Annotated in this window: 17 protein-coding genes and 1 pseudogene; 9 read left to right on the forward strand and 9 right to left on the reverse strand. The window is 71.8% G+C overall.

Going from position 1 to position 13873, the window contains the following annotated elements; genetic code table 11:
- Nucleotides 1-66: 66 nt before the first annotated feature.
- Nucleotides 67-415, reverse strand: a pseudogene (locus ACNAYW_RS21895) (ArsR/SmtB family transcription factor); the annotation flags it as partial.
- 16 nt (nucleotides 416-431) lie between these two features.
- Here ACNAYW_RS21895 and ACNAYW_RS21900 point away from each other — a divergent pair.
- The 4 genes from ACNAYW_RS21900 (at nucleotide 432) to ACNAYW_RS21915 (ending at nucleotide 5281) form a co-directional block, all read left to right on the forward strand.
- Complete coding sequence (locus ACNAYW_RS21900; RefSeq protein WP_415851746.1) at nucleotides 432-899, forward strand: SRPBCC domain-containing protein; 468 nt, start codon at nucleotides 432-434, stop codon at nucleotides 897-899.
- A gap of 42 nt (nucleotides 900-941) precedes the next feature.
- A complete protein-coding gene (locus tag ACNAYW_RS21905) occupies nucleotides 942-1802 on the forward strand; it encodes an SCO6745 family protein (RefSeq protein WP_415851747.1) in 861 nt (286 codons plus the stop codon).
- 76 nt (nucleotides 1803-1878) lie between these two features.
- A complete protein-coding gene (locus tag ACNAYW_RS21910) occupies nucleotides 1879-3294 on the forward strand; it encodes a sigma 54-interacting transcriptional regulator (RefSeq protein WP_415851748.1) in 1416 nt (471 codons plus the stop codon).
- A complete protein-coding gene (locus tag ACNAYW_RS21915) occupies nucleotides 3284-5281 on the forward strand; it encodes a VWA domain-containing protein (RefSeq protein ID WP_415851749.1) in 1998 nt (665 codons plus the stop codon). Before ACNAYW_RS21910 ends, ACNAYW_RS21915 begins: the two co-directional genes overlap by 11 nt.
- Nucleotides 5282-5291: 10 nt before the next feature.
- Here ACNAYW_RS21915 and ACNAYW_RS21920 read toward each other — a convergent pair whose 3' ends face one another.
- From ACNAYW_RS21920 to rpmB, 7 genes are all read right to left on the reverse strand, one after another.
- Entirely contained in the window at nucleotides 5292-5894 is a 603-nt protein-coding gene (locus ACNAYW_RS21920; protein ID WP_415851750.1) for a DUF1707 SHOCT-like domain-containing protein, read from the reverse strand.
- A 158-nt stretch (nucleotides 5895-6052) separates the two neighbouring features.
- Nucleotides 6053-7012, reverse strand: a complete 960-nt coding sequence (locus ACNAYW_RS21925; protein WP_415851751.1) for a hypothetical protein — start codon at nucleotides 7010-7012, stop codon at nucleotides 6053-6055.
- A 138-nt stretch (nucleotides 7013-7150) separates the two neighbouring features.
- Nucleotides 7151-8089, reverse strand: coding sequence for an AEC family transporter (locus ACNAYW_RS21930; RefSeq protein WP_415851752.1), 939 nt, complete (start codon nucleotides 8087-8089; stop codon nucleotides 7151-7153).
- Between the two features lie 368 nt (nucleotides 8090-8457).
- Complete coding sequence (gene rpsR / locus ACNAYW_RS21935; protein ID WP_415851753.1) at nucleotides 8458-8700, reverse strand: 30S ribosomal protein S18; 243 nt, start codon at nucleotides 8698-8700, stop codon at nucleotides 8458-8460.
- Nucleotides 8700-9005 (reverse strand): 30S ribosomal protein S14, encoded by a 306-nt coding sequence (gene rpsN / locus ACNAYW_RS21940; protein ID WP_415851754.1) that lies wholly within the window; start codon nucleotides 9003-9005, stop codon nucleotides 8700-8702. The genes rpsR and rpsN overlap by 1 nt, the downstream gene beginning before the upstream one ends.
- Nucleotides 9005-9169, reverse strand: a complete 165-nt coding sequence (gene rpmG, locus ACNAYW_RS21945) for a 50S ribosomal protein L33 (protein WP_013127877.1) — start codon at nucleotides 9167-9169, stop codon at nucleotides 9005-9007. The genes rpsN and rpmG overlap by 1 nt, the downstream gene beginning before the upstream one ends.
- Complete coding sequence (gene rpmB, locus ACNAYW_RS21950) at nucleotides 9170-9406, reverse strand: 50S ribosomal protein L28 (protein WP_068524227.1); 237 nt, start codon at nucleotides 9404-9406, stop codon at nucleotides 9170-9172. It abuts the gene before it with no gap.
- Between the two features lie 46 nt (nucleotides 9407-9452).
- Between rpmB and mrf the strand changes: the two genes are divergently transcribed.
- The 4 genes from mrf to ACNAYW_RS21970 all read left to right on the forward strand — a co-directional run bounded on the left by mrf (nucleotide 9453) and on the right by ACNAYW_RS21970 (nucleotide 11916).
- On the forward strand, nucleotides 9453-10673 hold the full coding sequence (gene mrf, locus ACNAYW_RS21955; RefSeq protein ID WP_415851755.1) for a ribosome hibernation factor-recruiting GTPase MRF: 1221 nt from the start codon (nucleotides 9453-9455) through the stop codon (nucleotides 10671-10673).
- The gene (locus ACNAYW_RS21960) at nucleotides 10670-10933 is read left to right on the forward strand and encodes a type B 50S ribosomal protein L31 (RefSeq protein WP_415851756.1); all 264 of its coding nucleotides are present in this window, start codon (nucleotides 10670-10672) and stop codon (nucleotides 10931-10933) included. The genes mrf and ACNAYW_RS21960 overlap by 4 nt, the downstream gene beginning before the upstream one ends.
- A 77-nt stretch (nucleotides 10934-11010) precedes the next feature.
- Nucleotides 11011-11184: a 50S ribosomal protein L32 gene (gene rpmF, locus ACNAYW_RS21965; RefSeq protein ID WP_013127873.1), complete on the forward strand. Its 174-nt coding sequence runs from the start codon at nucleotides 11011-11013 to the stop codon at nucleotides 11182-11184.
- 75 nt (nucleotides 11185-11259) lie between these two features.
- The gene (locus ACNAYW_RS21970; RefSeq protein ID WP_415851757.1) at nucleotides 11260-11916 is read left to right on the forward strand and encodes a trimeric intracellular cation channel family protein; all 657 of its coding nucleotides are present in this window, start codon (nucleotides 11260-11262) and stop codon (nucleotides 11914-11916) included.
- Between the two features lie 71 nt (nucleotides 11917-11987).
- Here the strand turns inward: ACNAYW_RS21970 and ACNAYW_RS21975 are convergent, their stop codons facing one another.
- A complete protein-coding gene (locus ACNAYW_RS21975; RefSeq protein ID WP_415851758.1) occupies nucleotides 11988-13016 on the reverse strand; it encodes a GGDEF domain-containing protein in 1029 nt (342 codons plus the stop codon).
- Nucleotides 13017-13112: 96 nt separating this feature from the next.
- Between ACNAYW_RS21975 and ACNAYW_RS21980 the strand changes: the two genes are divergently transcribed.
- Nucleotides 13113-13799: a response regulator transcription factor gene (locus ACNAYW_RS21980; RefSeq protein ID WP_415851759.1), complete on the forward strand. Its 687-nt coding sequence runs from the start codon at nucleotides 13113-13115 to the stop codon at nucleotides 13797-13799.
- The last annotated feature ends 74 nt before the right edge of the window (nucleotides 13800-13873 follow it).

The raw sequence follows: 13873 nt of genomic DNA on the forward strand, positions 1-13873 counted from the left end.
TCGCGGCGAACGCCTTGCGCTGCTCCAGCGAGAAGCCCAGACGCGCGCTGTCGATCACGGAGCCNNAGTCGCGGGTGAGGTCGTCGAGGAGCGTGACCGCGGCGCGGGCGTACTCGCCGATCCAGCGGTCGTGGATGCGCTTGATGGGGACGGGCGCCAGCGTGAGGTGCCGCTCGCGGCCGACCTTGCGCCCGATCACCAGCTCCGCGCGTTCGAGGACGCGCAGGTGCTGCAGCACCGTGGTGCGGTCGAGGTCGGGGAAGTGATCGCACAGGTCGCCGGTGGTGCGGGGCGACTCCTTGAGCACGTCGAGCATCCGCCGGCGCGTGGCGTTGGCGAGGGCCTTGAAGACGGCGTCGTCCGCATCCTCGTCGCCGGCGGGTTCGGCGGAGCCCTTGCGATCGCTCGTAGACATGTTGTAGTTTTATCACATGTCCGAACTCAACGAACTCACCTTCACCGTCTCCGGTTACGTGGCGCGCCCCACCGCACAGGTCTACGAGGCCGTCGCCGATCCGAAGCAGCTGTCCAACTACTTCACCACCGGCGGCGCCCGCGGCCGGCTGGAGCCGAACACCGAGGTCACCTGGGACTTCGCCGACTTCCCCGGCGCGTTCCCCGTGCAGGTCCTCGAGGCGGATCCGCACTCGAAGATCGTGATCCGCTGGGAGGCGGAGAACGCCGTCGCCGGCGACGGCCACACCACCACGACGTTCGAGTTCGCCCCCATCGACGACGACACCCGCACCCTGGTCACCATCACCGAGTCGGCGTGGACCGCCACCGAGGCCGGCGCGAAGGGCGCCTTCGGCAACTGCATGGGCTGGACCGGCATGCTCGCCGCGATGAAGGCCTGGGTCGAGCACGGCATCAACCTCCGCGAGGGCTTCTACACGTAGCCCACCGTCGACATCCGGCGCGCGCCCTGACAGGGTGAGTGCATGTCGGAGACCGCCGCCCTCGCTCGTCGCGCCTACGAGACCGTCGAGCCCTTCCACGTCGTCGCCTACTTCAACCCCGGCATCCGGGACGCGTGCAGCGACCTCGGGATCGACCAGCACGCGTTCTACGTCGGCGCCCGCGCCGCACCGATGGGCGAGGCGCACGCCTCGGTGGTGACGGCGGCGTTCTACAACTTCTCGCCCACCGTCATCGAGAACGGGTGGACGCAGGCGCTGCAGGCGGGGCTCGCCGAGATCGACGACCGCCGCTACGCCATGCTCGCGGAGCAGTACGGCACGATCCTCGCCGGCATCGACCCCGCCGAGATCGAGGCCCTCGCCCAGGGATTCGGCGCCGTCGTCGACGGGCTGCCGCTGGGCGGACGCGCGCTGGCGTCCGCGTGGGCCGCGTCGCCCGTCCCCGACGCGCCGGTCCTCGCGCTCTGGCGTCACGTCTCCGTCCTGCGCGAATGGCGCGGCGACAACCACCTCGCCGAGCTCATCGGGCACGGCCTCACGGGCCTCGAGGCCGGCGTCTTCCACGAGGCCGACCTCCCCGATCCGACGGTCCGCCGCCGGGTCATGGGCCGTCGGTTCTTCCGCATCACCCGCGGCTGGAGCGACGAGCAGTGGGGCGAGGCCGTCGCCCGGCTCACGGCGCGCGGCCTCGTCGAGGGCGAGCCGGAAGCGCACCGTCTGACCCCGGAGGGCATGGCCCTGTACGACGAGATCGAGGCGGGCACCGACGCCGTCAGCGGCGCGGCGTTCGCCGACGCCACGGAGGGCCTCATCGACCGGATGCGCCCGGTCAGCAAGGCCGTGATCGATGCCGGCGTGCTCCCCGGAAGCAAGAAGAAGTAGCCCCACCAGTATTCCCGGTTTCGCTGCGGGCGTACTCGCTGGGGCGGGTACGGCCGATCGGCGTAGCGTTGTCGTCGTGAGCACCGCACGCGCTGATGTACCCACCGACCTGCCCGCCGAGCTCCCGGCCACGCTCGGCGAACTCAAGGCCTCCGGCCACGTCTACCGCGGGATCAAGGACGAGCTCCGCAACAACCTGCTCGCCGCGCTGCGCGCCGACACCGATCCCTGGGACGGCATCCAGGGCTTCGACGACACCGTCATCCCGCAGCTCGAACGCGCGCTCCTCGCCGGCCACGACGTGGTCCTGCTCGGCGAGCGCGGGCAGGGCAAGACCCGCCTGATCCGCACCATCGTCGGCCTGCTCGACGAGTGGACCCCCGTGATCGACGGTGCCGAGCTCGGCGAGCATCCGTACCACCCGATCACCCCCGCCTCGATCCGCCGCGCGGCCGAGCTCGGCGACGAGCTGCCCGTCGCCTGGAGGCACCGCGACGAGCGCTACTCGGAGAAGCTGGCCACGCCGGACACCTCCGTCGGCGATCTGGTCGGCGACGTCGACCCCGTCAAGGTGGCGCAGGGGCGCAGCCTCGGCGACCCCGAGACCATCCACTTCGGCCTCATCCCGCGGGCGCACCGCGGCATCGTCGCCGTCAACGAGCTGCCCGACCTGGCCGAGCGGATCCAGGTCGCGATGCTCAACGTGATGGAGGAGCGCGACATCCAGGTGCGCGGCTACACGCTGCGCCTGCCGCTCGACGTGCTGCTGTTGGCCAGCGCGAACCCCGAGGACTACACGAACCGCGGGCGCATCATCACCCCGCTCAAGGACCGCTTCGGCGCGGAGATCCGCACGCACTACCCGCTGGACCTCGAGGACGAGGTCGCGGTCATCGAGCAGGAGGCCGACGTGGTGGCCTCCGTGCCGCAGTACCTCACCGAGGTGCTGGCCCGGTTCACCCGCGAGCTGCGCGAATCGCCCGCCGTCGACCAGCGGTCCGGCGTCTCCGCCCGGTTCGCCATCGCGGCGCAGGAGACCATCGCCGCGGCGGCCCTGCACCGCGCGGCCGTCGGCGGCGAGGAGCTGCCCGTCGCGCGCCCCGTCGACCTGATGACGGTGCCCGACGTGCTGCGCGGCAAGGTCGAGTTCGAGGCCGGCGAGGAGGGTCGTGAGATCGCGACGCTCGTGCACCTGCTGCGGCGCGCGACGGCCGAGACGATCAGCGAGTACCTGCTGGGCGTCGACCTGGGGCCGCTCGTGGAGGCCATCGAGGCCGGCGGGCCCATCGTCACCGGCGACGACGTGACCGCCGCCGAGCTGCTGGAGAACCTGCCCGAGGTGCCCGTGCTCGCCGAGGTCTACCGCCGGCTCGAGGCCGAGTCGCCGGGGGAGCGAGCCGCGGCCGCCGAGTTCGCGCTGGAGGGCCTGTACCTCGCGCGGCGGATCGGCAAGGAGTCCGACGACGAGGGCCAGACGGTCTATGGCGGATAGGTCCTCGCGCGCGGGGCGCGACCGGCACGGACGGCGCGGGCATCTGGCCCGATACCGCCGCTACACCGGCGGGCCCGATCCGCTGGCCCCGCCGACGGACCTGCGCGACGCGCTCGACGAGATCGGCCGCGACGTCATGAGCGGCGTCTCCCCGCGCCGCGCGCTGCAGGAGTACCTGCGCCGCGGCGGCGAGAACCGCCGCGGCCTCGACAAGCTCGCCGAGCTGGCGAACCGCCGGCGGCAGGAGCTGTTGCAGCGCAACAACCTCGGCAAGACCTTCGAGGACGTGCAGAAGCTGCTCGACGAGGCCGTGCTCGCGGAGCGCAAGGAGCTCGCGCGGGCGCTGGACGACGACGCGCGGTTCCAGGAGATGCGGATCTCGAACCTGCCGCCGTCGGCGGCGCAGGCCGTCCGCGAGCTGGGCGACTACGCGTGGCGCTCGCCGGAGGCGGCGCAGAAGTACGAGGAGATCCGCGACCTGCTCGGCCGCGAGCTGCTGGACCAGCAGTTCGCCGGCATCAAGCAGGCCCTCGAGGGAGCGACCGACGAGGACCGCGCGGCGATCCAGAAGATGCTCGACGACCTGAACACCCTGCTGGACAAGCACAACGCCGGCACGGCCACGCAGGACGACTTCGACGCCTTCATGGCCGAGCACGGCGACTACTTCCCGGAGAACCCGCGGAACATCGACGAGCTGATCGACGCGCTGGCCCGGCGGTCCGCGGCGGCGCAGCGGCTCTACAACAGCCTGACGCCGGAGCAGCGCGCGGAGTTGGAGGAGCTGTCGCAGGCCGCCTTCGGCTCGCCGCAGCTCTCCCAGTCGCTGAGCGATCTCACGGGCAAGCTCATGGACGCCCGGCCCGGCGAGGACTGGTACGGCAGCCAGGAGTTCGAGGGCGATTCCGGGATGGGGTTGGGGGATGCGACGCAGGCGATGCAGGACATCGCCGACCTGGAATCCCTCGCGGAGCAGCTGAGCCAGCAGCACAACGGTGCCTCGCTCGACGACATCGACCTCGATGCCCTGCAGCGCCAGCTCGGTGACGAGGCGGTCGCGGATGCGCGGACGCTCGCCGAGCTGGAGCAGGCGCTGCGGGATCAGGGGTACTTCTCCCGCGATCCCGATGGCGTGCTCCGGTTGTCGCCCAAGGCGATCCGCCAGCTGGGGCAGTCGATCCTGCGGGACGTCGCGGACCGGCTGACCTCGCGCGGCGGCGAGCGCAACACCGCCCGCGCCGGTGCGACCGGCGAGACCACCGGCGCGAGCCGGGAATGGCGGTTCGGCGACACCGAGCCCTGGGACGCCACCCACACCGTGCTCAACGGCGTCCTCCGGCAGGCGGCCTCGGGGGAGACCGGCCCGGTGACGTTGGACGCGAAGGACATCGAGGTCACCGAGACCGAGGCACGCAGCCGCGCGGCCGTCGCGCTCCTGGTGGACACCAGCTTCTCCATGGTCATGGAGGGCCGCTGGCTGCCGATGAAGCGGACGGCGCTCGCGCTGCACCAACTGATCTCGACCCGCTTCCGCGGGGACGACCTGGCGCTCATCGGCTTCGGGCGGTACGCGCGCACGCTCAGCGTCGGCGAGCTGACGGGCCTGGACGGCGTCTACGAGCAGGGCACCAACCTGCACCACGCGCTCGCGTTGGCGCAGCAGCACTTCCGGTCGCATCCGAACGCGCAGCCGGTGCTGCTCGTGGTCACCGACGGCGAGCCGACCGCCCACCTCGAGCGCAGCGGCGAGCCGTTCTTCGACTATCCGCCGCACCCGCGGACGCTGGCGATGACGGTGCGCGGCCTCGATGCCGTTGCCGCGCAGGGCGCGCAGATCACCGTGTTCCAGCTGGGCGACGATCCCGGCCTCACCCGGTTCCTCACCGCGGTGGTGCGCCGCGTGGGCGGGAGGCTCGTCTCGCCGGACCTGGACGGGCTCGGCGCCGCCGTGGTCAGCGACTACCTGGGCAACCGCAAGCGTCGCTGAGCCGGCCCGCTCACGCGAGCATGACCTCGACCCCGCCCCAGAAGGCGAAGCCCTTCACCACGATCCGCGGCCCGGAGGGATCGCCCGTCTGCGGGTTCTTGTACTCGAACGCGCCCATCACGCCCACGCCCTCGACGTGCACGTTCGCGCCGCGCGGCAGGATGATCTTCACGCCGCCCATCACGGCGTAGGCGTTCAGGGTCACGTCGCCGACGAGGAACGTCGCCTCGCGCAGGTCCAGCGAGACACCGCCCCAGAACGCGGTCGCCGTGTGCTCGGGTCCCACGGCGACCGGCCCCCGCACCTTGGTCTCCGACATCACGGCCCACTTCGTCTCGCCCATGCGCGGAACGCCGGCGGGCGCCGTCGACGGTGGGCGGTAGGCGGGGGCGGCCGTCGCCGGCAGGTTCTGTACGGCGGGCAGATCCTCCACGAGGCGGTCCAGGTCGGCGAACGTGCGCGCCGCCACGGCTTGATGGGATCGGTCCTCGTACTCGGGGAGGGTGATCTGGCCCAGGCCCAGGGCCTCGGAGAGCATCTCCACCACGCGGTTGCGGTCGTGGTCGGACGCTCTCAGGACGTCGCGGCGCATGGGTTCCAACTCGTCGGACATGCCCCCGACTCTAGGCGAATCGCCCGGCGGCCCGCTTCCGAAAAGTGGGGCGCTCCGCGGCGGGGCCGCATGTGCGCCGGGAACGCGAACGTCCCCAGGTCCGAGAACCTGGGGACGTTCGTGCTCCCGACGGGGAGCGCCGGGCCGGGCGCGCCGCGTCAGAGCAGGCGACCCACCACGGGGAGACGCTTGAGCAGCAGCGCGATGCCCGAGGGCTGGCCCTTCTTCGGGGCCGCCTTCTCCTCGGCCTTCGCGACGGTCTTCGACGGTGCCTTCGCGTCCGCCTTCGCCTTCGGGGCGGCCTTGGCGTCGGCCTTGGCGGCGGGCTTCGAGGACTTCGCATCGATCGAGGCGGGCGCCTTGCTCTTCGAGGCGGCGTCCTTCTGCGCGGCGATGGGGGTGATCTTGGCCTCCGACGCCTTCACCGGTGCCTTCTTCGCGGCGGCCGGCTTGGCAGCCGCAGGCTTGGCGGCGGCCGGCTTGGCGGCGGCGGGCTTGGCAGCCGCGGGCTTGGCGGCGGTGGCCTTCGACGCGGTGGCCTTGGCGGCGGCGGGCTTCGCGGCCGACGTGGCCTTCTTCGCAGGGGCCTTCTTCGCGGGCGCCTTCTTGGCCGGGGCGGCCTTCTTCGCGGCCGGGACGGCCTTCGTGGCGGCGGGCTTCGTGGAGGCGGCCTTCGCGGCAGGCGCGGCGGCGGGCTTCGCGTCGTCGAGGCCGAGAACGGCCCAGGCGTCCTCCCACGCGGCGACGGCGTCGGCGGTCACGGCGAGGTTGGTGTTGACGGTCAGCGACTTGCCGGGGTTCTTGCCCTCCCACGCGGCGGCGAGCTTCGCGACGTGCGCCGCGTAGTCGGCGGCCGGGGCGAGCGCGATCGGCGCACCGTCGGACAGGTCGACGAGGGCCCACGCGGTGACGGGCGCCTTGGCGACGGCCTCGCTCTTGCGGGCCTGCCACGCATCGCCGGTGGTGGCCTTGACGCGGAGCGTCTCGGTTCGGCCGTCGGTTGCGGTCACGGTGACGAGGGTGGTGCTGCCCTTCGTGGTCACCTCTGCCTTGCCCCCGCGGGCCTCGACGGCAGAGACGAACAGGTCGACGGCGCGCTGTGCGGCGGTCTGAGCCATGGGGTCTCTCCTGGGATCGGTTCGTAGCACACCGTTCAGCGCACTACTCGTGGGTTCATTAACCCACGAGTAGTTTCGCGAACCCAAGCCGAAACGGGCGTCACACGACTAATGTGACCGGGTCGTCCGTCACATCCGTCAGGTGAGAAGGACCGCGATCAACATGATCGCCGGTACCGAGAGGGCCGTTGTGATAAGTCCGGAATCCCTCGCAAGGATCACGCCTCGGTTGTAGCGCAGGCCGTAGACCAGCACGTTCTGCGCCGTCGGGAGGGCGGCGGTCACCGTCTGCGCCATCAGGGCGTGGCCCGATTGTCCGAACAGGAATCGCGCCATCGCCCAGGCCAGGACCGGCATTGCGATCATCTTGAGCGCGGTCGCCAGGGCGATGTCGCGTCGCGGCGCCTCGCCCTTCTGCAGCACCCGGACGCCGCCGAGGGACAGGCCGAAGACGATCAGCGCCATCGGCACGGAGGCGTCGCCGAGCAGCTTCACCGGACTCATCAGCCACTCCGGGGGATGCCAGCGGGTCAGCGAGATCGCGAGCCCGATCAGCGCGCCGACCACGATCGGGTTCATCAGCGGAGTGGCGACGGTGCGCCACAGCGGCTGCTGCGGTCCCGTGTGTTCGCGGGTCTCGGCGATGTCGAGCATCGTGAGCGCGATCGTCGAGAAGACGAGGATCTGGAAGAGCAGCAGCGGCGCGACGTACGACGTGTCGTGGAGCACGAAGACCGCGATCGGGATGCCCAGGTTCGACGAGTTCACGTAGCTCGAGGCGAGCGCGCCGATGGTGGCGTCGCCCATCGTCCGTCGCCAGAAGACGCGAACGACGACGTAGTACACCGCCGCGATCGCCAGCGCCGACCCCGCGCTCACCCACAGTCGCGAACTGAACAGCACCGTCACGTCCGTGGTCGCCAGGGCGTGCAGCAGGAGAGCGGGTGTGAGCAGGTAGAAGACCAGCAGCGACAGCTGCTTCTCGGGCTGCTCGCCCAGGACCTCCAGCCGGCCGAGGAGCCACCCCGCCGCGACGATGATCGCGATCACGGCGAAGCCTGCCAGCACGGAAGTCACGTGCCAGAAGGTTACGCGATCGAAGTATCTCCGCCGCCGGGCGGTGCGTGCCGCGCGATCGCGCGACTCTCGGATTCTGTCCGGATCGGACAGCGGATTCCGCCAGGCCGACGGTGCGCAGCCCGCGATGCGGCGCCGCGTGGGGGANGNCGACGCCGCGNGGGGGACGNCGCGNGANAAGCCCGCTATCGAGCGGGTGCGCTGCCGAGGCGGGTGCGCTGTCCGATCCGGACAGAATCCGAGAGTTCGCGCGTCGGTGCACACCGGTGCCCGGCCGCACCGGCGCTGGTCCGCACGATTCGGGGTTCTGCGGCGACACGTGTGCGCAGGGGCAGGTGGACCGCCGCAGAACCCCACATCGTGAGGCGCTACTTCTTCGAGGAGTAGGGGAGCAGCGCCATCTCGCGGGCGTTCTTGACCGCCAGCGCGAGCGCGCGCTGGTCCTGCGGCGAGAGCCGGGTCATCGCTCGGGAGCGCAGTTTGCCGCGGTCGTTGAGGAAAGTGCGCAGGTAGGTGACGTTCTTGTAGTCGAGTGCGCCCTCGGGCACGCGGACGAGGCCGCGCTTCGCCGCGGGGGTGCGGGCCGACTTCCGTGCGGGTCTCTGCGCCATCACCAGCTCGACTTCCGGACGCCGGGTAGCTGGCCGTCGTGCGCCATCTGCCGCACCCGCACCCGCGAGAGCCCGAATTTGCGCAGGTGCCCGCGCGGGCGGCCGTCGGCGGCGTCGCGGTTGCGGACGCGGGTGGCCGAGCCGTCGCGCGGCAGCTTCGCCAGCGCGCGCACGGCGGCCGCGCGGTCGTCCGGCGAGCTCGACGGGTGCGCGATGACCCGCTTGAGCTCGGCACGACGCTCGGCGTGCCGCGCGACCAGGGCCTTGCGCCGCTCGTTGGCGGCGATCTTCGCCTTCGTGGCCATCAGCGCTCCTCCCGGAAGTCGACGTGCTGCCGGACCACGGGGTCGTACTTGCGCAGCACCATACGGTCGGGATCGTTGCGCCGGTTCTTCCTGGTCACGTACGTGTAGCCGGTGCCGGCGGTGGACTTGAGCTTGATGATCGGTCGGATCTCGTTGCGGGCCATTTACAGCTTCTCCCCTCGGGACAGGATGTCGGCGACCACGGCGTCGATGCCGCGGCGGTCGATGGTCTTGATGCCCTTCGTGGACACCCGGAGCACGACGGTGCGGCCGAGTGAGGGCACGTAGTAGCGGCGGCGCTGGATGTTCGGGTTCCAGCGGCGGTTCGTGCGCACATGAGAGTGCGAGACCCGCTTGCCGAAGCCGGGCGCCCGGCCCGTGACCTGGCAGTGTGCGGACATGATTCCCCTTCTTGCGAATGATTGCCGATAAGGTAACGTACTAGAAATGGGAATCATTTCCAATAGAACCCCGGTCCTGCTCCTGACCGGCTTCGGCGGGCAGGAGCGCGCGCTCGAGCTGGCCGAACCCGGCACCGTCGTCGTGCACCACGATCTGTCCGGCCTCCGCGAGGGGCTGGTGGTGCGCTCGGAGGCCACCGTGCGGCCCGACGGCGTCGCGGAGGAGCGCGTCGCCCTCCTCGAGCTGGCGCACGGCTGCGTCTCCTGCACGCTGCGCGAGGACCTGCTGCCGCTGCTCCGCACGCTGCACCGCCGGGCGAGTGTCCGGCGCATCGTCGTGCGGCTGGATCCGATCCTCGAGGCCGACGCCGTGCGCCACGCCATCGAGCACGTCGTCGTGGAGATGGTCGGCGCGGTCCCCGGGCCGGCCGCGCGCGACGTGGAGGTGACCGGCACGATCGGCTTCGTCGCCGGCGCGACCTGGCTCGACGACGCCCTCGGCGAGGAGGACCTCGGCGAGCGGTTCCCGGTCCCGGACGACGACGAGCGCACCGTCGCCCAGCTGGCCGTCGGGCACGCGCAGAGCGCCGACCTGCTGGTGGTGACCGGCGACAGCCCCGATCCGGCCCGGCTGCGCGCCGTCCTCCGGCGTCTCGCGCCCGGCGCCCCGATCGCCCGCGAGCGCGCGGCCCTCGGCGACCTGCTCCCGCGCCTGGCGCCGCCGCGGCCGCCGGTCGAACCCTTCGGTCCGCTGCTCCCCGGCTGCCCGCCGCTGGACCCCGACGGCGACGTCCGCCTGATCGAGTTCAGCGCGCGCCGCCCGCTGCACCCCGGCCGCTTCCACGAGGCGATCGACGTGCTGCTCGACGGCGTCGTCCACGCGCGGGGCCGGATCTGGCTCGCCACCCGGCCCGACGAGGCCTTCTGGCTGGAGTCCGCCGGGGCGGGGCTGCGCGTCGGGGCGGCCGGGCCGTGGCTCGCCGCCGGAGGAGAGGGGCCGCCCGAGCGCTGGGCGATGGCGTCCGCGGCGTGGGACGAGGCGCACGGGGACCGTCGGACCGACCTGGTGGTGCTCGCCGCCGGGGCCGACCCGAACCGGATCGTCGAGACCCTGCGGTGGGCGGAGCTGACCCCCGCGGAACTGGCCGCCGGACCCGCGGCGTGGGCCGCGTGGCACGACCCGTTCGGCGCGATGCACGCCGACCCGTGCGAGGACCTCGCCCCGGCCCCGGGGCATGAGGACAGAGCAGATGAGGAGATGGCATGAAGCAGGGAATCCACCCCGAGTACCGCCCGGTCGCGTTCCAGGACGCGTCGACGGGGAAGGTCTTCGTCACCCGCAGCACCGCGACGTCGGCGCGCACCGTCGAGGTCGACGGGGCGACGTATCCGCTGATCGTGGTCGACGTGACCAGCGACTCGCACCCGCTGTGGACGGGCAAGCAGCGCCTCGTCGACACCGCCGGGCGCGTGCAGAAGTTCCAGGAGAAGTACGCGCGTTTTGGCGGGCGCGTGTCCAACCGGTAGACTTCAGTGCTTGTGACGTTGGAAGCCCTTCGGGCTCGCGTCGAGAGCTTTTTTCGTCAAGACCGATAGGAAGAATCATGGCTGTACCGAAGCGCCGTATGTCGCGGGCGAACACGCATGCTCGCCGCTCGCAGTGGAAGGCGAACAACCCCGAGCTGCAGGCCGTGCAGGTCGGCGGCCGCACCCACCTGGTTCCGCGTCGCCTCGTGCGCGCCGCGAAGCTGGGCCTGGTCGATCTCGACCGCCGCTAAGCTCCACTGATCTTTCCCCGAGAGCGGGTCGGCCCTGTGCCGGCCCGCTCTTGAGGTGTATCCGAAGGGGTCCTCGTGCTGCTGGCCGTGCTGAACCATGCGGGGATCGCGGTCTTCGCCGCGTCCGGTGCGCTCATCGGTGTCCGCAAGCGGCTCGACCTGTTCGGCGTGTGGACCCTCGCCGCGCTCACCGGGGTGGGCGGCGGCGTCGCGCGCGACGTGTTGTTGGGCATCCACCCGCCCGCCTCGTTCCAGGGGTGGGAGAACATCACCACCGCGTCGATCGCGGCGGCCTTCGTCTTCGTGTTCCATCCGCAGTTCGGCCGGCTGAAGAACTCGGTGCTCGTGCTCGACGCGATCGGCATGGGCGTCTTCTCCGCGACCGGCGCGCTCACGGCGCTGCACCACGACGCCTCGCCCTTCGCCGCCGCGCTGATCGGCATCACCACCGCGCTCGGCGGCGGCGTGCTGCGCGACATCCTGGTCAACGAGGTGCCGCTGCTCATCCAGGAGCGCGACCTCTACGCCATTCCCGCGCTCACCGGCGCCGGCGCGACGGTGCTCGCCGCGTCGTGGGGCGCCACGGAATCCCGTGCGCTGCTCGTCGGCGCCGTGCTGGCCTCGGGCTTCCGCCTCCTCGCGCTGTGGCAGGGCTGGCGCGTGCCCATCGCCCCGGAGGACGTGGCGGGGCGTTTCTTCAACGCCTGCAAGCGGGGCCTTCGCCGCCGCTGACGGACCTCGGGCGCCTCAGGCGACCTCGGCCGCCGCGGGCGACCTCGACTCCCAGGGCGACGCCGATCGCCTCAGGCGACGCGCCGACCGCGGGCCCGCTTCGCCTCGTACATCGCCCGGTCGGCGTCCTCGAGCAGCGACCCGAGCGCCGAGGCACCGTCGGAGATGCCCCGGGCCATGCCGACGCTCGCGCGCACCGAGGTCTCGTCGGACGGGTCGAGGATCCGGTCGCCCAGGTCGGCGGGCAGGCGGTCGGCGACCACCGCGAACTCGTCGCCGCCGAGCCGGGCGACGAGCGCGTCGGGGCCGGCCGCGGCCTGGAGGCGGCGGGCCACCCGCCGCAGCAGGTCGTCGCCCGCGGCGTGCCCGAGCGTGTCGTTGAGCTGCTTGAAGCCGTCCAGGTCGACCACCGCGACCGTCATCGCGCCGGACCAGCGCCGGCAGTCCTGGGTGAGCCCGCGGCGATTGAGGAGGCCGGTGAGTTCGTCCAGGCGCGCGAGCTGCGCGGCCGAGGCGGCGTGCAGGGCGAACTGTTTCTTGCCCGCGTACACCACCCAGCCCGTGATGAGCAGCGCGAGCACCAGCGTGGCGGCGCCCGTGATCAGCACCCCGGTGCTCACGTCGCCGCGGAGCGCGCCGCCGGTCACGGCGATCGAGAGGGCCAGCGCCATCACGACGCCCTGGACCGACATCGCGAACCGCCCGTGATAGACGCACACGTAGCTGGCGGTCGCCACGAGCCAGGCGAGCTTGAGGAAGGCGACGCCCGTCGTGGTGACCACGAACAGGCCGGTGGTGATCACGACGTCGCAGTACAGGACGTAGCCCAGCGATTCGACGTAGCTCACCGGGCGGCGCAGCAGGTAGCGCACGCCCCAGGCGAAGCCCGGCAGCGAGAGCGACAGGCACAGGAGCGGGATCGTCGACAGGCCCTCGAACGCGAGCGCGATGGCGGCCGCGGCGATGAGGGTGACGCTGCCCGCGGTCACGTAGGCGACGGGCCGGCGGAGACCGACCCGGGCGAGCAGCTCGACGTTGTCCGCGTACACCCGCGCGCCGGCAGTGAACGTTCGCTTAGTCAAGGAGTTCGTCGTGATCACGCAGCAACTGTAGCGACATCAATGGCACAGTGAGAACAGCGCACCGAACAGGGGCTCTTAAGCGATTCACACCCGACTTCGGTAAGACTGTGGACTATGCGAATTCTGGTGGTCGACGACGATCGTGCGGTGCGGGAGTCCCTGCGTCGCTCGCTGACCTTCAACGGGTACCAGGTGGATACCGCCGTCGACGGGCAGGACGCGCTCGATCACATCGCGAGCAACCGTCCGGACGCGCTGGTCCTGGACCTCAACATGCCCCGGATCGACGGTCTGGAGGTGTGTCGCCGCCTGCGCAGCGCCGGCGACGACCTGCCGATCCTCGTGCTCACCGCCCGCGACGCGGTGAGCGACCGGGTGAGCGGCCTCGACGCCGGCGCCGACGACTACCTGCCGAAGCCCTTCGCGCTGGAGGAGCTGCTGGCCCGGATGCGCGCGCTGCTGCGCCGCGCCGCGCCCGAGCCGGGCGCCGACAACGAGGTGCTCCGCTTCGAGGACCTCAGCCTCGACCCGGCCACCCGCGAGGTGCTGCGCGGCGAGCGGAACATCAGCCTCACCCGCACCGAGTTCAGCCTGCTCGAGATGCTCATGAGCAACCCGCGCCGCGTGCTCACCCGCAGCCGCATCCTCGAGGAGGTGTGGGGCTACGACTTCCCGACCTCGGGGAACGCGCTGGAGGTGTACGTCGGCTACCTGCGCCGCAAGACCGAGGCCGAGGGCGAGAGCCGACTGATCCACACCGTGCGGGGCGTCGGGTACGTCCTGCGCGAGACCCCGCCGTGATGCGATGACGGTGCCCAGGCACGCACGACCGGAGGCCAGGGACAGGCAGGTCCGGGACCGGCGCGCCGCGTCCG

Source organism: Tsukamurella ocularis, from assembly GCF_965138335.1.
In the GTDB taxonomy this organism is placed as follows: domain Bacteria; phylum Actinomycetota; class Actinomycetes; order Mycobacteriales; family Mycobacteriaceae; genus Tsukamurella; species Tsukamurella ocularis_A.